The following is a 24,364-nucleotide window of genomic DNA, read 5'->3' as shown; positions in this document are numbered from 1 at the left end:
GCCTCTCCCCGATCCTGGCTCCCACTGGGCCTCAGTGTGTTCCACGCCATATCCAGAGGTCAACCCTGACCTAGACTCAGCTTCCATGACCGCTTCTGACCCTGATGTCCTGATGATCCTGCGCGACGCCTTCGCCCCGCATGCCTTGAGCACCGACACCGCCGAGCTTGCCGCCCAGGCGGTGGACAAGGGGCCCTTGGAGCACTGGCAGGTGCACCGACCGCGCGCCGTCGTCTTCGCCGAATCGACCCAGGACGTGCAGAAGCTGGTGCGGCTCTCGGCCGAGCACGGGTTCGCGCTGGTCACCCGCGGCGCCGGGACCTCGGTCTCCGGCGGCGCGAACACCACCGAGGGATCCGTGGTGCTGAACCTGACCCGGATGAACCAGATTCTTGCCATGCGACCAGAGGACGAGGTCGCCGTGGTCGAACCGGGCGTGATCAACGCGGATCTGAATGCCGCCGCCGCGGAGCACGGGCTGATGTACGCCCCGGATCCGGCCAGCTACCGGATCTCCACGATCGGAGGCAACGTCGCCACCAACGCCGGCGGACTGCGCTGCGCCAAGTACGGGGTGACCCGCGATTCGGTGCTGGCCCTGGACGTGATCCTCGCCGACGGCACGCTGATCCACACCGGCCAGGCCACCTTCAAGGGTGTCGCCGGCTACGACCTGACCAGCCTCTTCGTCGGGTCCGAGGGGACCCTGGGCATCGTCGTCGGGGTCACCGTGCGGCTTCGCCATCTGAGTGAGCACACCGAGACCATCGCCGCGTTCTTCGAGGAGCTGACCACCGCCGCGCAGGGCGTGCTGGAGATCGGCAAGGCCCGGGTGCAGCCGGCGATCACCGAGATGCTGGACCACAACACCATGCTCGCCCTGGATGAGGCCCAGGGCTCGGATCTGGCGACGCGCGGGAACACGCTGCTGCTGATCCAGACCGACGGCCACGGTGCGGCCATCGAGGCGGAGATCATCCGCGAGGTGCTGCGCGGCCTCGGCGCGCTGGTCAGCGACCCCGGCTCCACCGAGTCCGAGCGGCTGATCGAACTGCGTCGGCACGCCCGCGGGGACGGTGTCGTCACCGAGGTGCGGGTGGGTGAGGATGTCGCGGTCCCGCGCTCGAAGCTGGTGGACTACATCCGCGCCATCGAAGACCTCGCCGAGGAGCACCAGGTCCAGCTCAAGGTGGTCGCGCACGCCGGGGACGGCAACCTGCATCCGACCTTCAGCGTCCCCAGCGCCGAGCTGAGCCCCGGCACCGCCCCAGAGATCAGGGCCAACGACGACGTCGCTTCCGCCGCTCGCCCCGAGGGCACCTCGGTGACCGTTGATCCCGCAACGGATGATCCTGCAGCATCGGCCATGTCGCGGCTGAGCGCCGCGTTGGACGGCTCGGTCCGGCTCGCGCTGGAGATGGGCGGGACCATCAGCGGAGAGCACGGGATCGGCACCTATAAGCTGCGCTGGCTGGACTGGGAGCAATCCGAGGAGGTCATCACGCTGCAGCGCCGGATCAAGGACGTCTTCGATCCGGAGTACCGGCTCAATCCTGGGCGGGCGATCCTGTAGCCGCGCCGCCCGGGCCGATGAGGATTGCGCGGGCCGCGGCGTCTGCGTCCGCAAGCGATCGGGCGGAGGAGTCCACGTCCCCGCCGGCCTCGGCGGCGATCGCGGTGCCCCATTGGACCGAGCTGAGCTGGAGGCCGAGCACGTAGATCTCCCCCGGTTCGGGGCGGTCCATCGGGATAAGTCGATGCGGGACGGTGGTCACGTCGAAGCCTTTGCCTGCCCGCGGCGCCCCGGAGGCATCCACAAGTTCACGTGGCCGGGCCAGGCCGCTGCGCAGCAGCCCCGCCACCAGCGGCGAGCGGGAGAGCTGGACCCGGTTGGCCGGCATCATCGCCTCGAGCAGCCATCGCGCCTGGTAGGCCGGGGCGGCCACGGCCGGAGACTCGGCGGTGTAGAAGCCGGTCTCGCGATCCACGTCGAAGATCGGCTCGGGTCCCAGGAACTCCACCACCCCGGCGCGGGTCAGCGCGGCGAGCTCCTCGATCCGCTGCAGCGGCGGACCGCTGGCCAGGCCCTCCACCAGCGATTCGAACCACCCCTCGATCTCGCTGATCTGACTGGACTGTGAGACCCGACCCTGGCTGATCAACGCCTTGAGCTGCATCCGCGCCAGGTGCAGCGCGCCGATCGCCATCTTCACCGGGCTGCGCACCCCTGCCGCGGAGGTGGCGGCGTCGTCCTCGAGGTAAGCGCTCATATGCTGCTGATACTGCTCGGCGGACTCAAAGGTCAGGCCGCCGAAGGGTCTGCCGAGGGAGCGGATGTCGAACCACAGCACGTCCGGGGCGAGCTCGCGCAGCAGTCGCTGGCCGCGGGTCTGCAGCACCGCCTCCCCCAGGTGAGTGTCCGCGAGGAGTTCTTCCAGCGCCGCGTCGAAGCCGGCCTCGAAGAGCTCAGGAGCCAGCTGCACCAGGGTCCGGTAGTAGGTGCGCAGCACGTCGCGCTGAATCAACGGCCACAGGTGGGCGGAGAAGTCGAGCAGATCGTGGCGCCGTTCGGCCTCCGCCACCGCCTCGTCGTTGAAGTGGTGCAGCGTGATGCCCACGGGCGCGAATCCCGGCGACTCGGTGAGCGCGGTGGACTTGGCGCGGTAGGGCGTGCCCCGCCGAGAGCCTGCCACCAGATGCGGCTCGTCCCCGGTGGCGAGGTATTCCAGCCGCTGCCCGGCGGGACGGTCGGCGTGCTCATGGAACACTCCCCCGCGGCCCACGCTGGCCTGGATCATCAGGTCGAAGAAGTTCAAGCCCATTCCGCGGACCAGGACATTCTCCCCGGCGGGCAGCGAGTAGTAGTCCACCTCGGTGGGGATCGCCGGTGGCTGGTAGTGCAGCCCGAGCTGTTCGGCGACCTCGATGAAGTGCTCCCCGGATTCGTTCAGCCCGGCGGGGATGTGACCCAGCGCCAGCACCACCTGATCCGCGCGCAGCCGATCACCTGAGGCCGGCTCGGCGGCGTCGTCGTCGGGGTTGTCATGATTGTGGCCGAGGGTGAGCTCATACCCCGGCTCGGCACGGCGCAGTGCGGTGACCTCGGCGCCGAGGTGCTCCACCGTGATCCCGGGCTGGCGCTCGAGTGCGGCGCAGACCTCGGTATGCAGCCAGCTCAGGTACTGCCCGTAGGCGGCGCGGGTCGGGTAGTCGGTGTCGGTGCCACCGTGGTCGATCCCTCTCAGGACCGGGGGCTCGAAGCCGTCGGCACGCACCGAGGTGGCGGTCTCCTCGGCCTCGTGCTCGTGCCGCCACTGCGCGAAGGAGCGCGAGACCGAGGACGCCGGCAGCCGGGCCTGGGTGGCACCGGCGGGAGCCGCGGTCGGGAAGCTGGCGGGGGTGTTCATCAGGTACAGCGGGGACTGCCGCGGATTCCAGACCCGGCCGGGACCATGAGGTGCCGGATCGATGACCAGGATGCGAAGCCGGGGCACCCGGACAGCGTTCGTGCCGTGCTCCAGCGCGGCGAGAAGCCGTTCAAGGAAGGAGGTGCCGCGGGGTCCGGCCCCGATCAGCGCGACGCTGCGTTCCTCGGTCTGGCGGGGCATGGGCGGTAGGTTCTCCTGGTGAAATCTGCGGTCATCTGGTCCCGATCAGGGTACTGCGAGCGCGCGCTTTGTCAGTTTCCTGGCCGAACCGCTAGTCTAGACGGGCGCATGAGAACGGTTCGCCGAATTCATGAGCACAGGAGGCGTGCCAGAGCGGCCGAATGGGCTTCACTGCTAATGAAGTGTCCGCCTCAAAGCGGACCGGGAGTTCAAATCTCCCCGCCTCCGCCCTTTTTGTGAAGAAGAACCCCCGCCGGGAGCAGTCCTGGCGGGGGTTCTTCTGCGTCTGCGAAGGCGAGAGCCGACCTCGAGGGCCTAGTCCTGCGCGATGTCGAGCACGATCCGCACCGGATCCTGAAGCTGCTGGATCTGGAAGTCGCGTTCCTGGTCCATGCTGATCAACAGCTGGGACTCGCCGCCGAGCAGCTCACCAGGCTGGATCTCACGGACCATCGCCGCATCGGTCTCCGGGGTCCAAGGCTCGGCCCAGGCGGCGGCTTCGGCCTCCGGCCCGCCTGTGGTGCCGAGGACGTCGATCAGCAGCATCGCCCCGACCGTGTCGTCCTGAACCTCGGTGAAACCCTCCCCCTGGGTGCCGGGTTCGATGTACTGCGCATGGTGCGCCAGATCGGTGTCCAGCGCATATTCGAACACGATCCGCTCATAGCCCTCATGGGAGCCGAGCCGGAGATCGCTGAGCACCTGGATCGTGTTGTGGCTGAGATCCAGCTGGTAGTCCTTGAAGTTCTCGCTGGCCTGGGTCTGCGTGCTGAACCCGGTGAGATCAACGGTTTCGGAGTCCTCAGCGGGGCCCGCCTGCGAGGATTCCTCAGAGCCCTCCTGCGGGCCGGCAGTCTCGGACTCGCCGGCGCTGTCGCCACTCGGCTCGGCAGACTCGTCACCCTCAGGGGACTGGATCGGGTCCTCGGAGGGTGCCGGGCTCTGCTGCGTCGATTCGTCCTGCGGCAGCTCATCCTCGGAGAATCCGCAGCTGGTCAGCGCAAGCGCTGCGGCGATCGCTGCGGTGGAAAGGAGTGCGTCTTTGGGGCTCATCATCCGGCGCTCTTCTCAGGGAGTCGGGGGTGCTCGCTGACGTGTTGACTTCTGACCTGCACTGATCACCGTAGCCGGTGGGACATCGCTAGGCTCGGACCATGACTTCCTCCGCTGCCCCGCTGCCCACCGATTCCCCTGCTCCCCGCGCCGTGCTGGTGGGCTGCGGCGATGTCGGCACTCGGATCGGGCACCGGCTCCTGGATCGGGGCTTCAGCGTCACCGGGTGGCGACGCAGCCCGGAACGTCTGCCCGCAACCTTCGACGGCGCGGCCATGGACCTCACCGAGACCTCCAGCATCCCCACCCTGCCCGCCGACACCACGGCGGTGGTCTTCTCCCCCGCCGCCGGAACCCGCGACCCGGAGCGCTACGAAGAGGTCTACCTGCGCGGTCTGGAACGGGTGCTGGACCGGATCAGCCAGGCGGGCCTCGCCGAGTCCGTCCAGGTGCTGCTGGTCTCCTCCACCTCGGTCCTCGGCGACGCCGAAGGCCGGCTCGACGAGTCTGCCGGACTGACCCCCGCCAGCCCCACCGGAGAGATCCTCGCCCGGACCGAGCAGCTTCTGCAGCGCTGGCGCAGCGCCGGGCCCGAGTCCTCCGCGCGTTCCCGCAGCGGGATCCTGCGACTCTCCGGGATCTACGGGCCGGGACGGGACCGGCTGATCAAGCAGCTGCGCTCCGGCTCGGTGGGCGAATCTGCGGGTCAGGAGGAGCGCGATGCCTGGAGGATCTCGAACCGGATCCACTCCGAGGACGCCGCGCGCGCCGCCGTCGAACTGTTGACCTCAGCGGCCCCGCCGGAGCTGGTGCTCGGCGTGGACAAGCTCCCGGTGCCCCTGGGCGTGGTGCACAACTGGATGGCCGACCAGCTGGAACTTCCCCGCCCATGGAGCGATCCACGGCTCAGTCCTGAGGTGCTGGACTCCTTGCCGCTGAACTCCCCGGTCCGGCACCACGCGGACTCCCCCGCGGGCTCGGTGTTGACCGATGCCGGCCTCTCTGGCGCAGACCTGTTCGCCTCAGACCTGCTCGGCGCGGGCCACGGCAAGGCCCTGGACGGGTCCCTGCTGCACCGCCTGCTCGGCGAGCTGCTGCACCCCGATTTCCGATCGGGCTACACGGCCGCACTGAGCGAATAGACGAGCCCTGGACCAGCGCGCTGTCCGCCGACGTCTGGGCCAGCAGCTGGACCGCTCCGTCTTGTGCTTGACATCACATCTACTCCGGTGCTTGAGTTGACTTACTGACCAATCGGTCTGGAAATGCTATGAGGAGCACCGATGACGGAGTCCACCCAGCTCGCCCCCGAGGGCCTGAACTCGCGCACCGCAGCCTCGGGCACCGCAACCCAGCCTCGGCATCGGATGCTGGAGAATGATCGAGCCTCCCAGGCGCTCGGCATCGTGGTCCTGCAGGCCGATCCCGGCCACGCCCGGGTCAGCATGGAGATCCGTGAAGACATGACCAACGGCTTCGACATCGCCCACGGAGGAATGCTCTTCGCCCTGGCAGACACCTGCTTCGCCATGGCCTGCAACCACCCGAACCTCGACGAGGGCACGATCACCGTGGCCTCCGGCGTGGACATCAACTTCCTGAAGCCCGCCCTGCTCGGCGAGACGATCACCGCCGAGGCGATCGAAGTGGCGAGCACCGGGCGCAGCGGCGTCTATGACGTGCGGATCACTCGCGGCGACGACCTCCTCGGCGTCTTCCGCGGCCGCTCGCGCACCATCGCCTCCCCCGGAAAGAAGTGACCCGATGAGCATCCTGAACACCGAAGCCACCGCGATTCCCGCCACCGACCCCGGGCTGCCCGACACCGAGGAGCTGATGAGCCGCGAGGAGATCGAGGCGCTCCAGCTCACCCGCCTGCAGCAGACCCTGCGCCACGCCTACGACAACGTCGCCGCCTACCGTGAGCTCTATGACGCCCACGGCGTCGGCCCCGATGACCTGCAGACGCTGGAGGACCTGGCGAAGTTCCCCTTCACGGACAAGGAGTTCCTGCGTGCGGCCTACCCGTTCCAGGCCTTCGCCGTGCCGATGGAGCAGATCCGCCGGGTGCACGCCTCCTCCGGCACCACCGGTCGACCCACGGTGGTCGGCTACACCGATGCGGACATCGAGAACTGGGCGACCCTGCTGGCGCGCTGCCTGCGCTACTCCGGGGTCCGCCCGGGAGACCTGGTGCACAACGCCTACGGCTACGGGCTGTTCACCGGCGGCCTGGGCGCGCACTACGGAATCGAGAAGCTCAAGGCCACCGTCATCCCGATGTCCGGGGGGCAGAGCGAGAAGCAGGTCCAGCTCATCCAGGACTTCAAGCCTCGGGTGATCCTGTGCACCCCGACCTACCTGCTGGCCCTGGCCGACGCCTTCCGCGCCGCCGGGGTGGACCCGCGGGAGACCTCTCTGGAGGTCGCCGTCCTGGGTGCCGAGCCGTGGACGGACAAGATGCGCCACGAGATCGAGCAGACCTTCGCGCTGAAGGCCTGCGACATCTACGGGCTCTCCGAGGTGATGGGCCCCGGCGTCGCCGGTGAATCCGTGGAGCGCCAGGACGGCTCCACCATCTGGGAGGACCATTTCCGCCCGGAGATCATCGACCCGATCACCGAAGAGGTGCTGCGCACCGGCGAACACGGCGAACTGGTCTTCACCACGCTGACCAAGCAGGCACTGCCGATCATCCGCTACCGCACCCACGACCTGACCCGGCTGCTGCCGGGCTCCGAGCGCCCGGGGCACCGCCGAATGGGACGGATCACCGGGCGCAGCGACGACATGATCATCCTGCGCGGGGTCAACCTCTTCCCCTCCCAGATCGAGGAGATCGCCCTGGAGATCAAGGAGCTCTCCCCGCACTTCCAGCTCCGCCTGGCCCGGCCGGGCAAAATGGATGAGATGACCGTGCACATCGAACGCCGCCCGGAGACCTCCGCTTCAGACGCCGAGACGGCGGGTGCCGAGCTGGCTCGTCAGATCAAGGTCAAGGTCGGCTCCAGCTGCAAGATCAGCGTGGAGGAGCCAGGGTCCCTGGCCCGCTCCTCGGGCAAGCTGCGCCGGATCTATGATCAGCGACCCCGATAGTCCCGCGACTAGTGTGGAGTCATGACCTCCACTTCGACGACGGCGTCCGCCTCCCGCCGGGGCCGCCCCGGCTATGACCGCGAGGGGCTCATCACCGTCTGTGTCGAGACCTTCAACCGCCACGGCTACGAGGCGACCTCGATGGGCGCACTCTCCCGGGAGCTGGGCATCTCCAAGTCAGCGATCTACCACCATGTCAGCTCCAAGGAAGAGATCCTGGACATCGCGCTGAACCGATCGCTGGCCGAGCTGGAGCGGGTGGTCACCGAGGCGGAGGCGCTGGACGCCTCAGCTCTGGCCGAGCTGGAGATGATCCTGAGCGAATCGGTGAAGGTGCTGACCACTTCATTGCCCTATGTGACGCTGCTGCTGCGGCTTCGCGGGAACTCCGAGATGGAGGTCAAGGCGCTGCAGCGTCGCCGTGAGATCACGCTGCGCATCGCCGAGCTGATCCGGCAGGCCCAGAACGACGGCGACCTGCGCCAGGACATCGATGCCCGGACCGCTTCGCGGCTGGCCATGGGCACGATCAACTCGATCGTCGACTGGTATCGACCGGTCGGCGGCGCCCCGGATGCCGCCCTGGCGGAGACCGTGAAACAGATCATCCTCGGCGGTCTGCGCCCGCCCCAGGCCCGCTGAGGCCCACGACGCGGGGCTCGTCGCTCAGAAATATTGCTTGCATCGGGTAACTGGCCTCTCCCGCGACCTCACGGGCCTGCAGCCGCGCGCGCCCGATTCCAGGGCTGGCGGGCGCCACGAAATAGTCTTGATCCACATTGACCATGAGATTTTGTTCAGGTTAGCGTCAGCTTATGTCCGGGGTGCTTTTCAGTTCATTGCCCGCGGTTCATGAGCTCAGGAAGCAGAGCGGTCCCAGCCCTCTGCACCCCGCGGCTGGCACTGATCACTCACCCAGATAGAGGTACCGAAAGATGGACATTCTGACAACCGGTGGCGCGTTGGCCATCGTGATAGCCGTGGGCATCGCCGCGGTGCTGATCGGCGTCGTCGCGCTGCTCATGATGCGGGCCTGGACCAAGGTCGCCCGCGCGGATGAGGCGCTGGTGGTCACCGGCAAGTCCTCCCGCTCCGACCTCCCCGGCTCACGCCCCAAACAGGTCATCGTCAACGGCCGGGCGCTGGTCAATCCGATTCGGCAGCGCCACGAGATCATCTCGCTGCGCTCCCGGCAGGTCCTGATGACCGTGACCGCCCAGAGCCACGACAACGTGACCATCAACGCCGAGGCCGTCGCCCTGGTCAAGATCGGCAGCGCGGACGAAGACGTCAAGGCAGCCTCTGAGCGCTTCGCCTCCCAGGACGACGCCGTGGTCGAGTACACCCAGGACCAGCTCGAGGGTGCACTGCGAGGCCTGATGGCCCAGCAGACCGTCATCCAGCTGATGCGGGATCGGCAGAAGTTCTCCGACGAGATCTCCGAGTCGATCTCTCCAGAGCTCGCCACTCAGGGCCTGCTGCTGGACTCGTTCCAGATCCGCGAGATCACCGACGACTCCGGCTACATCTCCTCCCTCGGTGCACCCGAGATCGAGGCCAAGCGTCAGGCCGCGGAGATCGCCGCGACCAACGCCGAGCGCGCCATCGCCAAGGAGCGCATCTTCAACAACGAGCAGAACCTGGTCGAGGAGACGGAATACGACTCGAACAAGGCCGCTGCCACCTCTCGAGTCGGCCAGGCCCGTGCTCAGGCCGAGCAGGCCGAAGCTCTGGCGGGCGAGAAGGCGCGCCAGGAGGTGCTCGGTCAGCGAGCCGAGAACCGGCAGGCCGAGCTCGACGCCGACGTCAAGCGCGTCGCCGATGCGGATCTGTACAAGCAGCAGAAGCGCGCCGACGCGGAAGCCTACGAGCGCACCAAGGCCGCTGAGGCAGGTGCGCTCGTCGCCGAGTCCGAGGCTCGCGCGCGTCTGAAGCGCTCCGAGGCCGAGGCCACCGCGATCCGCGAAGAGGGCGAGGCCAAGGCCGCCGCCATCCGCGCCGAGGCAGAAGCTCTGCGCGAGAACCAGGAAGCCGTGCTGGCTCGCGAGGCCCTCGCCGTGCTGCCGCAGCTCATGGACTCCTTCGCCGCCGGATACGCGAACATCGGTTCGATGACGCTGATCGGCGGTTCCGGTGAATCAGGCGCCTCCAAGCACTTCGACGGCGAGGCCTCCGTGGCACTGGCCGGGGTGTTCAAGCGGGTCGAGGCGGCCACCGGGATCGACCTGGGCTCGATCCTGCAGGCGAAGGTGCAGGGAACGGCCATGGGCGAGGCGCTGGCCGAGTCCAATCACACGGCCGCTGACAACGGCCAGAGCCAGTAGCGGCGGGCGACTGGACTATTCACTAGGGCAGCTGTTCGGCTGCGGGCTAGCATGGCCGAATGGAGGTTCATAAAGCCAGAGCGTTTCTCACCGTCGCGGAGGAGCTGCACTTCGGTCGAGCCGCTAAGCGGCTGCACATGGCCCAACCGCCGTTGAGTCGGCTCATCCACCAGTTGGAGACGGAGCTGGGAGCCAAGCTTTTTGACCGCGACACCCGCAATGTGACCCTGACGCCAGAGGGCGAAGCGATCCTCCAACCTGCTCGCGAACTGCTCATGCTCTCGCAGCGGATCAAGGATGTTGTCGTGAAGTCCCAGAAGGGTGAGGTGGGGGCTGCCCGACTGGGTTTTGCGGGTGCATCGGTCAACCAGGCCGTGGGGGAACTCGCGCGTCAGATCCGAAGGCAACGTCCAGGGATCTCACTGAAGCTCTACAGTTCGGAGTTTTCGCACGTGGGCCTGCAGAAGGTTCTGGACAGCTCCCTCGACCTCGTCATTGGCCGGTGGGACTTCCTGCCCGCCGAGATCAGCTCCCGTGTCGTCGGTGTGGAAGAGCTGCTGATCGCGCTCCCGGAGAACCACCGTCTCGCAGGTCAGGACGCCGTAGCGGCCGAAGACCTTGTCGATGAATCGTGGCTGGTCCTGCCGGGAGGCGCGGGAGCCACCCTGCCGAATCGACTCAACGCACTCGGCGTAGACGCGGGGTTCGTTCCGCGAATCGTGCAGGTGGCACCTGACTCCGGGACTCTCGTCGTCCTTGTCGGCGCGGAGATGGGGATCGCCCTCACGCTTTCCAGCGTGCGCGACCACGTCCCTTCCCGCGGCGTGGTCTACAGGCCGTTGCGAAGCAGGCAGAAACCGGTGGAGGTCCGGCTCATCTGGCGACGCGACGACCTCAGTCCGGGTCTGCGTGCCGTCGTCGACATCTCCAAGACCGTCTTCCCCCCGCCCGAGACGCTGGACGCAGAATCCGTCTCAGTCCCATCCGGGGGCCCGCCGCAGCAGTGATCATGAGGGCGCCATCCTCGCAGGGCTAGTCGCCGTAGCTGTAGAAGCCTCTGCCGGTCTTGCGCCCCAGCTCATTTCTGGCAACCATCGCCCGCATGAGTGGCGGCGGGGTGAACCGGTCCCCCAGCTTGGACTCGAGGTACTCCGCGATTCCCAGGCGCACATCCAGGCCGACCACGTCGGTCAGAGCCAGTGGACCGATCGGGAACTTGTAGCCCAACACCATCGCGTCATCGATGCTCTCGGGCGAGGCAACTCCTTCCTCGACCATCCGAATCGCTTCGAGGGCGATGACCAGTCCAAGTCGGGAGGATGCGAAACCAGGCGAGTCGTGAACCACTACTGGAGTCTTGCCCAACCCCTCCACCCAGCCCACCGACAGCTCGCGGAGTTCTTGGCGCGTGTGCTTCGAGAGCACGACCTCCACAAGCTTCGAGGCCGGCACCGGATTGAAGAAGTGCAGGCCGCAGAACCGTTCGGGGTTCGACAGCTGTCCAGCGAGGTCATCCACGGACAGAGAGGATGTATTGGTGGCCAGCCAGGCCGTCGGGGAGGCATGCCGCTCAACGTCCTGCAGGGCAGCGACCTTCAGTGCCCAGGACTCCGGGACGGCTTCGACCACCAGTTCCGCCTGCGAAAACTCGGCAGGGTCCACGCTCGTCGTGAGGCGTCCGGCCAGTTCCTTGAAACCCTCCTCCACCGAGCCTCGCTCAATCGATCTCGAGATGTCCCGCTCGACGCGCTCCTTGGCGGCTCGCGCAGACTCCAGGTCTCGCTCGACGATCCTCACCCGAGCGCCGGCAAGCAGGAACGAGTGGGCGATCCCTGCCCCCATCCGGCCTCCCCCGAGAACTCCGACGACGGATGGCATGACGACATCCATCAGACCTTCTCCAACAGCATCGCCGTACCCTGACCGACTCCCACGCACATGGTGACCAGGCCCATCTGTGCCGACTCACGCTCCATACGCCCCAGCAGAGTGGTGGTGATCCTCGACCCGGATGAGCCCAGGGCGTGACCGAGGGCGATCGCGCCGCCGTCGTTGTTCACGGTTCCGGCATCGAGCCCAAGGCGCCTGATGCAGGCCAGTGACTGGGTGGCAAAGGCCTCGTTCAGTTCGACGGCGCCGAGGTCGTCGATGGAATAGCCGCTGCGCTCGAGCACCTTGTTGGTGGCCGGGACCGGGCCGAGCCCCATGAGATGAGGGGCCACCCCGGCGGAGGCGCCGTCCACGATCCGTGCTCGAGCGGCAAGGCCATACTTCTTGATGGCTCGCTCCGAGGCGACCAGTATCGCCGAGGCGCCGTCGTTGAGGGAGGAAGAGTTGCCGGCCGTGACGATCCCGTCGGCCTTGACCACGGGGCGCAGCCGCGCGAGGACCTCGGTGCTGGTGCCCGGTCGGGGACCCTCATCGGCGACTACGACCGTCTCGGCGCCTTTGCGGTCCTTCACTGTGACGGGAATGATCTCCTGCGAGAAATGACCGGCCTCGCTCGCGGCGATGGCGCGCTCGTGGGAGGCAACGGCGAACGCGTCGGCCTCGTCTCGGGTGATGCCGTCCACCCCCGCGACCTCCTCGGCGGTCTCGGGCATCGAGTAGGTCAACTTGTCGGTCTTCTTGAACTCTGGATTCGTGAACCTCCAACCGATCGAGGTGTCGAAGACCTCCCCGGGCTTTGCGAAGGCTGCGGTCGGCTTCTCGATGACCCAGGGGGCACGGGACATGGACTCGACACCACCGGCGACGACGAGGTCAGCCGCCCCGGACTTGATCATGTGTGAGGCGGTGATGATCGCCGACAGGCTGGAGGCGCACAGCCGGTTGACGGTGATCCCCGGAACAGTGTCGGGGAAACCCGCCAGCAGCCAGGCCATGCGGGCGACGTTGCGGTTGTCTTCCCCTGCACCATTGGCACAGCCAAGGATGACCTCGTCGACGTCGTGAGGGTCGATCCCCGCGTCAGCCACCGTGTGCTGGATCACCAGGGCGGCCAGGTCGTCCGGGCGGACGCTGGCCAGCGCGCCGCCGTAGTTGCCCGTCGGGGTGCGAGAACCGCCGACCAAGAATGCTTCCGTCACTATCTCTTCCCATCTGTCATGAGGTCAGGTTGTCAAGGGCTTTTCACTTGAAGGCGGAGATCCCGGTGATGTCTCGTCCTACGAGCAGGGACTGGATGGCGTCGGTGCCCTCATAGGTTGAGACGACCTCCATGTCGGTCATGTGCCGGGCGACGTGATTCTCCAGCAGGAGTCCGTTTCCGGCGAGCAGATCGCGTGCCTCGTTGCAGATCCATTTGCCCTTCTGAGCGGTCGACATCTTCACCATGGAGGCCTGCGCGTTCGTGAGCTGGCCACGATCGGCGAGCTCAGCCATCCGGTTGCACAGAAGCTGCATCGTGGTGAGTTCGCTGAGCATGTTGGCAAGCCGCGATTGCACCAGCTGGTAACCCCCGATGACGTTGCCGAACTGCTTGCGCCTGGACGCATACTCGGCGGCAATCTCGAAGACCGCCATTGCGTGGCCTACGGCTTCCCAGGAGGCTCCACCGCGAGTCGCTTGCAGCACCCGAGAGACATCCTTGAAGGAGTTGCACCCGGTGAGTCTGTTCTCGTCGGGAACGCGCACACCTTCGATGGTGATATCCGCCTGCTGGATGGCCCGCTTACCGACCTTGCCAGTGATCCGTTCAGGTCTGTACCCGGTTGGGTAGTTCTGATGCTCGTCTTTCTCCACAACGAAGGCGTTGACCTTCCCGTCTTCGACGTTTCGTGCGAATAGGACAGTGACGTCGGCAGCATCTCCGTTGCCGATCCAGCGTTTATGCCCGTCGATCACCCAGGTGTCACCCTCACGGCGGGCGCTGGTCTCCAGTGCGACCGAGTCGGAGCCGTGGTCGGGTTCGGTGAGCGCGAACGCGCCGGTCTTCTTCAGGCGCGCCATCTCAGGGAGCCACCGCTCCTTCTGCGACTCGCTTCCGAGCATGTTCAAGCTGCCCATACAAAGGTTGGCGTGTACCCCGATGAACGTATTGATGCTGCCGTCGGCACGTGACATCTCACGGGCCACCATGCCGGCGGCTTTGCGGCTCATTCCTGGACAGCCGTGGCCCTGAATCGTGGTGCCGATGATGCCGAGCTCTGCCAGTCCAGGCAACAGCTCCCAGGGAAACTCCGCTCGCTCCCAGTAGTCGTTGATGATCGGCAGCACCTGCTGCTCGGCGAAGGACCGAACCTTGTCCCGGATGGCGATCTCTTCTGGGCTGAGATCTTCGTCGAGACGGAAGTAGTCGGCGTCGGTGGTGGTGCCGGTGGCCGCTGCGGGCGCGCTCCGGGTCGATGTAGTCGCGGTCATGGTTGGTCCTTTCGTCGACGGGTCGGCGGACCCGGCCTGGTGGTGGGTTCGTGTGTCACTGATGTTCGGTCGAGGCACCGGGCTCAGCCCCGGGCGGCACCGGCTTCGACTGTGGGGTGAGGATCTGGGCGAGCATGCGCCTCAGGCGCTCGGGAAGCGGGGCGGACCGTCCTGTGGCCGGGTTTGTCTGGACGAGCACCGTCCGAGCACGGACTGCAACCTCGCTGTGCTGGACCACTTCGTAGTCCACCGTGTAGGAGGAACGGCCGATCGCCGAGACCCAGACACGCGCCGTCAGCTCCGGTCCATGGTCCAGGGGGCGCAGGTAGTCGACGGTGAGGGAGACGACCACCCGCGGCCGGGCTGGGTCAGGGATGCCGTCGTCGCCCAACCAGGAGGTGATCGCAGATATCCGCGCCTCCTCGATCAGGGTCACCACACGGGCGTTGTTGACGTGCCCATTGAGGTCCTGATCCGACCAGCGAACGGGCAGCACGACGAGGTGGACAGCGCTCATGAGGCTTTCCGCACTTCAGGTTCGACGCGCTCAAGCCACGCCAGGACCCGACCCCGGTCGCCATCGAGGCGGGGCGGAGCGTGGGTGTAGTCGACCGGGGTTCGGCTGAAATCCACCGGATGACGCACCGTGGGAATCTCCCGCTCTCCGGAACCGGCCATGACCACCGGCTCCAAGCCGAGGTCTTCGGCGAAATGCACACCTTCGTCCACCCCGAGGATCGGCGCGCAAGGCACCTGTGCCGCCTTGAGTCGTTCGAACCAGTCGGCGGCGTTGCGCGTGCTGAGTCCGTCGATCAGGAGCTGACGCAGCTCCACGCGGTTGGCGTTTCGCGCCCCCACGGTGGCGAAGCGCTCATCCACAGCAAGCTCGGGAGCCCCGAGGCACTGGCACAGGCGAGCGAACTGCCCGTTGTTTCCTACGGCGATCACCATGTTCTTGTCCAGAGTGGGGAATGGTTCGTAGGGATACAGGCTCGGGTGCTCGTTGCCCATGCGAGTCGGGACGCTGCCGCCGGCCACGTAGGCGGCGGACTGGTTGACCAGCCCCGAGAGCGCCGAGGTCAACAGGTTGAGCTCGACGTGCTGCCCGCTCCCGGAACCCTGGCGCTCATGGAATGCCCCCAGGATGCCGGAGACCGCGTGGAGTCCGGTGATCACGTCGAAGAGCGCCACGCCGGCGCGGTAGGGTTCACCGGATTCGCTGCCGGTGAGGCTCATCATCCCTGAAAGCGCCTGGGCAAGCAGATCGTAGCCGGGCAGGTCGGCTCCACCTGCGGTGCCGAAGCCGGTGATGGAGGCGTAGACGAGATCTGGACGCCACGCGCTGACGCTCTCGTAGTCGAGTCCGTAGCGCTTCAGTCCGCCGGGTTTGAAGTTCTCCACCAACACGTCGGCCCGGGCGATGATCCGCTCCACGATCTCGAGCTGTGCAGGATCCGAGAAGTCCAATGCGATGGACTGCTTGTTGCGGTTGACCGAGAGGAAGAACGTGCTCTCCCCGTCCCGGTGCGGCGGAACCCATGCGCGGGCGTCGTCGCCGGTGGTGGATTCCACCTTGATGACGGTCGCGCCCATATCGGCGAGGAGCATCGTGGCGTAGGGCCCTGCAAGCACACGGCTGAGATCCGCCACCACTACCCCGGCGAGCGGGCCTGTGCCTCGGCGACCGAAGATCTCCTCCAGAACGCCCAAGTCATCGAATCGACTCATGTCGTCTCTCTTCCTCTTCTTCTCGTGTCTGTTCGACGTCGGGGCTGCTCAGCCTGCGTACTCATACCAACCACGGCCGTTCTTGCGTCCGTAGCGGCCCTGCTCGTAGAGCTTCTGCACGGACGGGTGCGGCAGGTCTGCCGGGTCCCCGCTCTGCTCGTACTCGGAGAGTCGGATCAGATACGACACGTCGATCCCCACCAGGTCCATGAGCTCGAACGGGCCCATGGGGTGGCCCAACGCTGTCCGGGCGGCCACATCGATGTCCTGGTAGCTGGCCACGCCGTCGGCCTCCAGCCGAAGAGCCTCGTTCCGAAGGGCGCCCAGCAAACGGTTGGCGACGAACCCCGGGATCTCCTTGTTCAACCGGACAGGCTCCTTGCCGAGCCGGTGCACCATCCCAAGAGCAGCCTCCACGGTCGCGTCCGAGGTCTGCGGGTTGCGCACCACCTCGACGCAGTTCATCACCAGCGCCGGGTTGAAGAAGTGCATGTTGCAAACCCGGTCCGGCCTGGCTGTGGCATCCATGAGCAGGGACGAAGGGATCGTCGAGGAGTTGGTCGCCAGGATCACATGTTCCGGGGCGGCCTCGTCGAGGTCGGCGAAGAGCTGTCGTTTGATGTCGATCCGCTCCACGGCGGCCTCGAGCACGAAGTCGGTCGTCCGAGCCGCCTCGAGGGAGTCCGTCGTATACAACATCCGCTCCAGCGCCGAGTCGACCTCCTCGCGGCTGAATGTCCCCTTCTCGGCCAGTCGTCGGAGGCGCCGCTGTGCCTCGTCCCGCGACTCGTCGAGGGCTTCGGGGGCGAGGTCGCCTGTGGTGACGCTGTAGCCAGCCAGGGCGAAGGCCGCCCCGATCTGCGTCCCCATGGCCCCAGCGCCGACGACGAGGACGTCGTCGATGGTGTCGGTGGTCGAATCGGGCGTCATATCTGCTCCTTGGGATGCTTCGCTGAAATGTTCGGAAACTGTCCCGGGGTGGTCACGGGATCATCGATCAGGATGTGGACGTCACTCCTCGGCGCGGAATCGTGCTCGGCGCTTCTCGAGGAACGCCGTGGCGCCTTCAGCCTTCTCATCGGAGGCGTAGAGCAGGGACTGCGCCAGGCGTTCGAGGAGCAGCCCTGTGGACTGGTCCGTCTCGGCGCCGCCGCGCACGACCAGCTTGGCCAGCCGCACGGCCAACGGACCCTTGGCCAGGATCGTCTCGGCCGTGGACAGCACGGTGTCCATCAGCTCCTCCGGCGGCACCACGTTGGTCACCAACCCGATGCGCAGTGCCTCCTCCGCGTCGATGATGCGGCCGGTAAGGATCATCTCCTGCGCCCGGCCCAGGCCGACCAGTCGTGACAGCCGCTGGGTGCCTCCGGCACCGGGAAGGATTCCGAGGTTGGTCTCGGGCAGGCCGAACTGAGCGTTCTGCGCCGCCACGCGGATGTCGCAGGACATCGCCAATTCGTTGCCCCCTCCCAGTGCGAATCCGTTGACCGCTGCGATGGTGGGCAGATCAGATTCCTGGATCCGGTCCCACAACCGCTGCATCCGTGCCGTGAGCCCGTCGCGCAGCGTGTAGCCGATGAGCTGGTTGATGTCCGCACCGGCCACGAACGCCTTCTCTCCGTGACCGGTGAACACGATGGCACCGACGTCACCGTCGCGCTCGAGCGAGTCGAGCGCGGCCTCGATGCCATCCAGCACGCCGAAGTTCAGGGCATTGCGCACCTCCGGGCGGTTCACGGTCACGACAGCAACACCGCCTCTGATCTCGGTGGTGACGACGCTTGTCCCGGCGGCAGCACCGTTGGCGCTGGGGGTGGTGGTTTCTGTCATGTCTGGTCCTTTCGATCAGGCGACGCTTGTCGCAGACGCGGGAATCTGGGAGGGGGCAGCACCGTCGTCGGCGGGGGTCCCGGGCTTCACGGTCAGGAAGGCGAGCACGAGGCTGACAGCCACGAGCGCCAGTCCCAGGACCGCGCTGAGCGGCGCTGGCATGAACAGCAGGAACCCTCCGACGGCACCCAAGAGGCGACCCAGGACGGGCATCCGGCGGTCGAAGCCGACCGTCCAGCCCTCGATGGCCGAGGCCAGGGCGTAGACGCCTACGATGCTCAATGCGAACGCGAGCAGCACCCGCCCGGGGGATTCTTGTGCCACGAGTGCAGGATTGAGGGCGAATCCGAACGGAACGATGTACTTCACCGCTCCCAGCTTCATGGCTGCCACGCAGGTGCCCATGGGAGAAGCCTTGGCGATTCCTGCCGCGGCGAAGGCGGCGAGACCTACGGGTGGGGTGATGTAGGAGACGGACGCCCAGTAGATGACGAACAGGTGGGCAGCGAGTGGGTTGACTCCCAAGTCGATGACCGCTGGAACCATCACGATTGCCAGGAACACGTACGCCGCTGAGATCGTCATGCCCATGCCAAGGATGAAGCAGGTGACAGCGCCGGCAATGAGGATGAGCACCACATTGTCGCCGACCACTGCGACCAGTTCACGGGCGAGGGAGAGGCTCACCCCCGTCGCCGTGAGGCCACCGACGATCAGGCCGACTCCTGCGATGATCCCGATGATGTTTCCCAGCGTCCGGCCGGCCGCAACCAGGAAGTCGGCGAACTCCCGGAGTCCGAATTTCTGGCTTGGGCGCAGGACTGCCACGACCAGAAGCACCAGGATCACCCAATACGGCACCTGGGTCTCGGAGTTCGTGAAGAAGAGCAGACCGGTCAGCAGACCCAGCGCCAGGATGTAGGGCCAGCCCTGCATCAGCGTGACCAGGGTCCGGGGCAGGAGGGCGGGCGCTACGCCCTTCAGTCCCTTGCGGGCGGCGTAACCGTCCACCTGCAGGTAGATGCCCAGAAAGAAGAGGGCCGCAGGAATGGCCGCGGCGATGAGGATCTCGGTGTAGGGCACTCCCACGAAAGAGACCATGAGGAACGCTGCGGTACCCATGATCGGAGGCGTGATGGACCCCCCTGAGGCTGCCGTCGCCTCGACCCCACCTGCGTAGGTGGGGCTGAATCCGGAGCGCTTCATGGCTGGAATGGTCATGGGCCCGGTAGTCAGGACGTTCGAGACCGCACTTCCGCTCATCATGCCCATTGCTGCGCTGCTCGCCACTGAGACCTTCGCCGCGCCGCCTCTGTACCGGCCGAAGATCGACATCGAAAGTTTGTGGAAGAAGTCAGCACCGCCAGTGTGCTGCAGGGCTACGCCGAAGACCAGAAAACCGACCAGGATGGTCGCCGCAGTCTGGATGGGCAGGCCCAGCAGGCTCTCGGCTCCCATGGTGTGCACCTGTGCCAGGGTCTTGAGGTCGTAACTGACACCCTGGAGGATTCCGATAGGAAGATCCCCCGCCACCAGTGGGTACAGCGAGAACAGCAGGGCGATCACGGTGACGACCATTCCACCGGTCCGGCGAAGCGCTTCGAGCACCACGATCCACAGCAGGAACGCGGAGACTGTCGCGGCGGTGGGCGCCATGTACTCCCAGCCGAAGTCATAGATCCGGGTCCCGTTGAAGGCGAAATAGCCGCAGACGCTCGCCGCAACCACCATCAGCAGCACATCGAGAGCCTGAACTGGGCGTTCCTTGGGAGCGACGTCGTCGCCAGACTCACCCTCCGACTGTTCCACCGCTTGGGCAAGCGGGATCTTCCGCAGGGGATTGACGATGAACACCACGGGCAGGAACACGCCCAGGATCAGATAGAGGTACGAGTTTCTCAACAGGCCCAGTCCGCCCACGTTCCAGAAGAAGACCTGATTCATGGCGATCAGCACGCCCAGGACCGTCAGCACGATCACAACCATCCGCCAGAATGGCGTCACTCGGTTCTCAGCCCTCATCGCCGGTCCTCTCGTTGCTCAACTCGTCGGCCTTCCAAGCGGCCCAGTTTCCTTCGAGCTCCTCCGCTGAGGAGGACTCGAGAACGCTGGGCCAGGCCTCCCGCATCCGCTCGCCACGCTCGATCAGTGCGTTGTTCTTCTCCTCGAGCTCCTCCGTCCACACGCCGCGCTCCTCGAAGAAGCGGACGGTGCCGGCATGGAACGGGACCACCAGAGGTTCCTTGAGGACCGCGTCGAGGGAGAACTGCGGAGTGTCCGGCGTGGTGTCCTCGTAGTGTTCATAGTTCTCTACGATCGATTTCACGAGGCGGTAGACCTCCTCGGTGTCTCGGTCCCCCATCGTGGTGATCGGAATCGTGTACTCCAGGACCTGGGCGCTCTCGCCCTCCTCCACTCCGGGGGCCTCGGTGACCTCGCCGACGTTCACCATGGGCATGAGCTCGTCCCAGGTCTCGTAGCGGTCCGGGTCTTGATCGTCGAAGGTCAGCCATTTCACATCGGTCGTCGAGGCGAGCTCCTCGATGTTGGACCCGACCACGTTCTGGTAGAGGGAATCGATCTGACCCGCCTCGAGAGCGTCAAGCTGCTCGGCGTAGGAGAGTGGAACCTTCTCGACGTCGTCGCCGGTCAGCCCGCCATAGTTGAGGAAGCCCTCCATCTTGTTGTTGATGGAGGTGTTCGCGGTCAGATCTGGGAATTTCGTGCCCTCCAGATCTTCGAAGGAGTCGATGCCGCTGTCCGCGCGGACCAACAAGCCGTAGTAGCCGAGGGGCGCCCACACCAGGCTCACGTCCTGGGGCCCCCACTGCTCGTTGGCATACTCATAGTCGCCCTCGAAGGCGTAGTAGTACTCGTCACCGGCCCGGGCATAGTCTGCGGTGCCGTTCACCAGTGGGGCCAGCCGGCCGATGCCGGTGTCCGATGTCATCAGCCGTACCTGAAGCCCCTCTTCGCCGGTCAGCGTGTTCGCGATGGCAGCGAGGTCGTTATAGGTGCCCGTGCCCACGCTGTACGTGGACCACACCGATTGCTCCGGCAGGGCGTCGGGGTCTGCCTGCGCAGCAGCGTCGCCGCTGGCACAGCCGGCAAGGACGAGCAGTGCGGCGGCGCCCAGGGCAGTTGAACGGATCTTCGCTGTCTTCATCGTGGCCTTTCGATCACAGAGGTCGGCGCTCAGCGCCCGGAGAAGGAAGGAGCCCTCTTGTGGAGAAGCGCCTGTTTCCCTTCCACAAAGTCAGAGGTTTCGAAAAGGGCGGGTTGCTGCTCCCGCTCGAAGAAGAGGGCCTCCTCGTAGGTGCTGGAGGCTTCGCGGATTCCTCGCTTGACCGCGGCGACAGCCAGCGGCGCCCTGCTCGCCAGCTCCTCGGCCCGGGCCACCGCGGCGCTCAGCACGTCCTGGTCCGTCACGATGTGATCTGCAAGACCTATGGCGAGTGCCTCGGTGTCAGCGATGGGCACTGCCTCGAGCAGAATCTTCTGCGCACGCGCGGCGCCCACCCTTCGGACCAGCGAGTGCATCAGCCCGCCGTCGGGGATCAGACCCAACCGGGTGAACGGGAACAAGAATCGCGCGCTGGTCCCGATCACGACGACGTCGCAGCAGCACACGAGGCCCACCGCCACACCCGCCGCGGGACCGCGCACCGCGGCGACGACCGGTTTGTCGAGCGTTGCCAGCCGACGGACGAGGAGCGCGAGATCTTCCATGCGGGCGGCACCCTCGGCTGGATCCGCGGGAGGCATCGCTGCCAGGTCACCACCGCTGCTGAAGCATTCTCCTGAGCCGGTCAACACCACGGCCCGCACTGTCGGATCTTCGGCGAGCGCCGCCAGCTCGCTGCGCAATTCGGTGCGCATCCGGGATCCGAGCACGTTTCGGCGGGAAGGATCCTCGAGCACCACGATCGCCACGGCACCAGCACGCTGGACATGCACTCGGGCCGAAGTATCGGCGGGGAGCTGATGCGGCACGGAAGTCTCCAATGTGAGGGAAAATGTCGTCCAGATCACACTTCCACGGCCACTGATAAAGTTCAAATACCTAATTAAGGGTTTATTGATACCTGTATAGCAATTATTCGCTTCGAGGTGTTATCCGGGTCACAAGTGCGCAATCCTTGAAAAAGACCTCTGCACATCCCGTCTTCAAGGAGCGCTCCATGAACCCAGCCGCAGCCGATCTGCTCGATGTCGAAGCAGACTTCAGTTCCGAGGAGCGTGAGACTCAGGGAATGGTTCGCGAGTTCGTGGACAGACGCATCCGCCCGAATATCGCCGCGTGGTATTCGGACGCGCACTTCCCGCAGGAGATCATCGCTGAGATGGCCACGCTCGGTCTGCTCGGCATGCATATCCAGGGTTATGGGTGCGCCGGGAAGTCCGCAGTGCAGTACGGGATCGCCATGCAAGAACTCGAGGCCGGAGATTCTGGCCTGCGCACATTCGTCTCGGTCCAAGGCTCGCTGGCGATGTCCGCGATCGCCAAGCATGGCTCCGAGGAGCAGAAGCAGCGTTACCTGCCGGGCATGGCCGCCGGTGAGATCATCGGGTGCTTCGGACTGACCGAACCCACCGCGGGCTCGGACCCGTCAACCATGGCGACCACCGCAGTGCGCGAGGGCGACGAGTGGGTCCTCCAGGGCGCCAAGCGCTGGATCGGTCTCGCCTCGATCGCCCAGGTGGCGGTGATCTGGGCAAAAGTTGTCGATGAGAGCGGGCGCAGTCGGGTCCGCGGCTTCCTCGTGCCCACGGACGCTCGCGGTTTCACCGCTACTCCCATCGAGCAGAAGCTGTCGATGCGCGCCTCCATCCAGTGCGACATCACCATGGAGGACGTCAGTCTTCCAGCCGATGCCATCCTTCCCGAGAACCCGGGACTCCGAGGCCCATTCTCATGCCTCAACGAGGCCCGCTACGGCATCATCTGGGGAGCCCTGGGAGCAGCGCGGGACAGCTTCGACGCCGCCCTGGAGTATTCGCAGCACCGAGTTCAGTTCGACAAGCCGCTTGCGGCGTACCAGCTCTCCCAGGCAAAACTCGTGAACATGGCCCTGGAGATCCAGAAGGGGCAGCTGTTGGCGCTGCGCATCGGCCGCCTCAAGGATGAGAATCGCTTAGAGAACCACATGATTTCCGCGGGCAAGTTGAACAACTGCAGAATCGCGATCGACGTGTGCAGAGAAGCGCGCACGATGCTCGGTGGCAACGGCGTCACCCTCGACTACTCACCGCTGCGCCATGCCAACAATCTCGAGTCCGTGCGCACATACGAGGGCACCGATGAGGTGCACAGCCTGATTCTCGGCCAGCACCTCACCGGACACTCCGCCTTCCGCTGAGCCAGCCTGCGCCCGGTGATCTCGGGGCCAAGGCCGGCCCCGGTGGGCCCCACCCCGTTCGCGAGTGGTGGAGACTGGAGCCATGGACGAATCACCGTGCGCAGCCTCCGACCGTGACATGGAGCGCGCGATCCTCGAGCTGCTCGACAAGCGCGCCGCATCGGCGACGATCTGTCCCTCGGAGGCTGCTCGCGCGGTGGCCGGTGAAGAGTGGCGGGAGCAGATGGATGCGGCGCGAGAGGCGGCGCGACGCCTCGTAGCCGCCGGCCTCGTGGAGATCACCCAGCGCGGCGAAGTGGTCGACCTCGCCACCGCTCGAGGTCCGATCCGGATCCGTCGTCGGGGCGTCGGCGAGGAGCCGGCCTAGACCGTTACCCCAAGTCCTGCTGACCCTGCGGATCCAGCCCTCGCAAGAGGAAGGTGATGATCCCGGGAATGAGCTCACTCAGATCGGTGTCGAGGTCGCGCTGGACGGTGGTGACCGCAAGGTCCAGGAGAGACTCCGCGACGTCCACCGCGACCGCCAGAGGCATGCGTCGAAAGGTCCCCTCCGCCATTCCGTCACTCAGGATCTGACGCAGCAGCGCCGTCTCCTCCTGAGTTCGGATCAGGTAGAGCGGAACTCCCTCCGGCCCTCGGTGAGAGAGAACGATGGTCACACCGGCGGCCACCTCGCGGCGGTGGGCATCGACGTGGGAGAGGTAGCTCTGTGCGTAGGCGCGAAGCTGGTCCTCGGGTGCAGATTCGGCCCCCACCGCGTTCTCCACCTCGCTGCCCAGCCCAGAGAACACGATGTCCAGGACTTGGAGCAGCAGCGCGTCCTTGGACCCGAAGTAGTAGACGATTCCGCTCTTGGCCACCTGTGATCGCTTCGCGATCTCCGCCAGTGAGGCACGGTGGTAGCCGATCTCATTGATCGTCGTGATGGCGCCTTCCACAATCTGGGCGCGGCGGGCGGCTTCGGTGAACGTCCGTCGATCTTCTGTTGACTGCATGTTCTGGC

General features: G+C 66.1%; 22 protein-coding genes and 1 tRNA gene. 10 read left to right on the top strand and 13 right to left on the bottom strand.

Features of this window, described 5'->3' with window-relative positions; genetic code table 11:
• The first annotated feature begins 85 nt into the window (after positions 1 to 85).
• Positions 86 to 1,573, top strand: coding sequence for an FAD-binding oxidoreductase (locus tag I2487_RS07990; protein ID WP_518523711.1), 1,488 nt, complete (start codon positions 86 to 88; stop codon positions 1,571 to 1,573).
• Here I2487_RS07990 and I2487_RS07985 read toward each other — a convergent pair.
• Positions 1,548 to 3,608, bottom strand: coding sequence for an FAD/NAD(P)-binding protein (locus I2487_RS07985; protein WP_207170492.1), 2,061 nt, complete (start codon positions 3,606 to 3,608; stop codon positions 1,548 to 1,550). The two genes, I2487_RS07990 and I2487_RS07985, sit on opposite strands and share 26 nt — an antisense overlap.
• 139 nt (positions 3,609 to 3,747) lie before the next feature.
• On the opposite strand from I2487_RS07985, the gene I2487_RS07980 reads away from it, so the two are divergent.
• Positions 3,748 to 3,836, top strand: a tRNA-Ser gene (locus I2487_RS07980).
• 87 nt (positions 3,837 to 3,923) lie between these two features.
• On the opposite strand, the gene I2487_RS07975 is transcribed toward I2487_RS07980, so the two are convergent.
• Positions 3,924 to 4,664, bottom strand: coding sequence for an AMIN-like domain-containing (lipo)protein (locus tag I2487_RS07975; protein WP_207170491.1), 741 nt, complete (start codon positions 4,662 to 4,664; stop codon positions 3,924 to 3,926).
• Between the two features lie 98 nt (positions 4,665 to 4,762).
• Between I2487_RS07975 and I2487_RS07970 the strand changes: the two genes are divergently transcribed.
• The 6 genes from I2487_RS07970 to I2487_RS07945 all read left to right on the top strand — a co-directional run bounded on the left by I2487_RS07970 (position 4,763) and on the right by I2487_RS07945 (position 11,088).
• Complete coding sequence (locus tag I2487_RS07970) at positions 4,763 to 5,803, top strand: NAD-dependent epimerase/dehydratase family protein (RefSeq protein WP_207170490.1); 1,041 nt, start codon at positions 4,763 to 4,765, stop codon at positions 5,801 to 5,803.
• Between the two features lie 141 nt (positions 5,804 to 5,944).
• Positions 5,945 to 6,421 (top strand): hydroxyphenylacetyl-CoA thioesterase PaaI, encoded by a 477-nt coding sequence (gene paaI / locus I2487_RS07965; RefSeq protein WP_207170489.1) that lies wholly within the window; start codon positions 5,945 to 5,947, stop codon positions 6,419 to 6,421.
• A gap of 4 nt (positions 6,422 to 6,425) precedes the next feature.
• Complete coding sequence (locus I2487_RS07960) at positions 6,426 to 7,757, top strand: AMP-binding protein (protein ID WP_255546059.1); 1,332 nt, start codon at positions 6,426 to 6,428, stop codon at positions 7,755 to 7,757.
• 21 nt (positions 7,758 to 7,778) lie between these two features.
• Positions 7,779 to 8,399, top strand: coding sequence for a TetR/AcrR family transcriptional regulator (locus I2487_RS07955; protein ID WP_207170487.1), 621 nt, complete (start codon positions 7,779 to 7,781; stop codon positions 8,397 to 8,399).
• Between the two features lie 293 nt (positions 8,400 to 8,692).
• On the top strand, positions 8,693 to 10,081 hold the full coding sequence (locus I2487_RS07950) for an SPFH domain-containing protein (protein ID WP_207170486.1): 1,389 nt from the start codon (positions 8,693 to 8,695) through the stop codon (positions 10,079 to 10,081).
• Between the two features lie 59 nt (positions 10,082 to 10,140).
• Entirely contained in the window at positions 10,141 to 11,088 is a 948-nt protein-coding gene (locus I2487_RS07945; RefSeq protein WP_207170485.1) for a LysR family transcriptional regulator, read from the top strand.
• A 25-nt stretch (positions 11,089 to 11,113) separates the two neighbouring features.
• On the opposite strand, the gene I2487_RS07940 is transcribed toward I2487_RS07945, so the two are convergent.
• From I2487_RS07940 to I2487_RS07895, 10 genes are all read right to left on the bottom strand, one after another.
• The gene (locus tag I2487_RS07940) at positions 11,114 to 11,959 is read right to left on the bottom strand and encodes a 3-hydroxyacyl-CoA dehydrogenase family protein (RefSeq protein WP_255546058.1); all 846 of its coding nucleotides are present in this window, start codon (positions 11,957 to 11,959) and stop codon (positions 11,114 to 11,116) included.
• Positions 11,960 to 11,970: 11 nt separating this feature from the next.
• A complete protein-coding gene (locus tag I2487_RS07935) occupies positions 11,971 to 13,170 on the bottom strand; it encodes an acetyl-CoA C-acyltransferase (RefSeq protein ID WP_207170483.1) in 1,200 nt (399 codons plus the stop codon).
• 43 nt (positions 13,171 to 13,213) lie between these two features.
• Positions 13,214 to 14,443, bottom strand: coding sequence for an acyl-CoA dehydrogenase family protein (locus I2487_RS07930; protein ID WP_207170482.1), 1,230 nt, complete (start codon positions 14,441 to 14,443; stop codon positions 13,214 to 13,216).
• A gap of 55 nt (positions 14,444 to 14,498) precedes the next feature.
• Positions 14,499 to 14,960 (bottom strand): acyl-CoA thioesterase, encoded by a 462-nt coding sequence (locus tag I2487_RS07925; protein WP_207170481.1) that lies wholly within the window; start codon positions 14,958 to 14,960, stop codon positions 14,499 to 14,501.
• Positions 14,957 to 16,171: a CaiB/BaiF CoA transferase family protein gene (locus I2487_RS07920; protein WP_207170480.1), complete on the bottom strand. Its 1,215-nt coding sequence runs from the start codon at positions 16,169 to 16,171 to the stop codon at positions 14,957 to 14,959. Before I2487_RS07920 ends, I2487_RS07925 begins: the two co-directional genes overlap by 4 nt.
• A 48-nt stretch (positions 16,172 to 16,219) precedes the next feature.
• Positions 16,220 to 17,101, bottom strand: coding sequence for a 3-hydroxyacyl-CoA dehydrogenase family protein (locus I2487_RS07915; protein WP_207170479.1), 882 nt, complete (start codon positions 17,099 to 17,101; stop codon positions 16,220 to 16,222).
• A gap of 81 nt (positions 17,102 to 17,182) precedes the next feature.
• Positions 17,183 to 18,001: an enoyl-CoA hydratase/isomerase family protein gene (locus I2487_RS07910; protein WP_207170478.1), complete on the bottom strand. Its 819-nt coding sequence runs from the start codon at positions 17,999 to 18,001 to the stop codon at positions 17,183 to 17,185.
• 15 nt (positions 18,002 to 18,016) lie between these two features.
• Positions 18,017 to 20,023, bottom strand: a complete 2,007-nt coding sequence (locus I2487_RS07905) for a TRAP transporter permease (protein ID WP_218624192.1) — start codon at positions 20,021 to 20,023, stop codon at positions 18,017 to 18,019.
• Positions 20,013 to 21,167 carry a TAXI family TRAP transporter solute-binding subunit gene (locus tag I2487_RS07900; protein ID WP_207170477.1) on the bottom strand — a complete coding sequence of 385 codons (1,155 nt, stop codon included), beginning with the start codon at positions 21,165 to 21,167 and terminating at the stop codon, positions 20,013 to 20,015. The genes I2487_RS07905 and I2487_RS07900 overlap by 11 nt, the downstream gene beginning before the upstream one ends.
• Positions 21,168 to 21,196: 29 nt before the next feature.
• Positions 21,197 to 21,994 carry an enoyl-CoA hydratase-related protein gene (locus I2487_RS07895; RefSeq protein ID WP_207170476.1) on the bottom strand — a complete coding sequence of 266 codons (798 nt, stop codon included), beginning with the start codon at positions 21,992 to 21,994 and terminating at the stop codon, positions 21,197 to 21,199.
• Positions 21,995 to 22,182: 188 nt separating this feature from the next.
• Here I2487_RS07895 and I2487_RS07890 point away from each other — a divergent pair, with 188 nt between their 5' ends.
• Positions 22,183 to 23,361 carry an acyl-CoA dehydrogenase family protein gene (locus tag I2487_RS07890; protein WP_207170475.1) on the top strand — a complete coding sequence of 393 codons (1,179 nt, stop codon included), beginning with the start codon at positions 22,183 to 22,185 and terminating at the stop codon, positions 23,359 to 23,361.
• An 82-nt stretch (positions 23,362 to 23,443) separates the two neighbouring features.
• Positions 23,444 to 23,728 carry a DUF3253 domain-containing protein gene (locus I2487_RS07885; protein WP_207170474.1) on the top strand — a complete coding sequence of 95 codons (285 nt, stop codon included), beginning with the start codon at positions 23,444 to 23,446 and terminating at the stop codon, positions 23,726 to 23,728.
• A 4-nt stretch (positions 23,729 to 23,732) separates the two neighbouring features.
• On the opposite strand, the gene I2487_RS07880 is transcribed toward I2487_RS07885, so the two are convergent.
• On the bottom strand, positions 23,733 to 24,356 hold the full coding sequence (locus tag I2487_RS07880; protein WP_207170473.1) for a TetR/AcrR family transcriptional regulator: 624 nt from the start codon (positions 24,354 to 24,356) through the stop codon (positions 23,733 to 23,735).
• Between the last annotated feature and the right edge of the window lie 8 nt (positions 24,357 to 24,364).

The organism is Nesterenkonia sp. E16_10 (genome assembly GCF_017347085.1).
Lineage (GTDB): Bacteria > Actinomycetota > Actinomycetes > Actinomycetales > Micrococcaceae > Nesterenkonia.
This window is presented reverse-complemented; position numbering and strand designations above follow the sequence as displayed.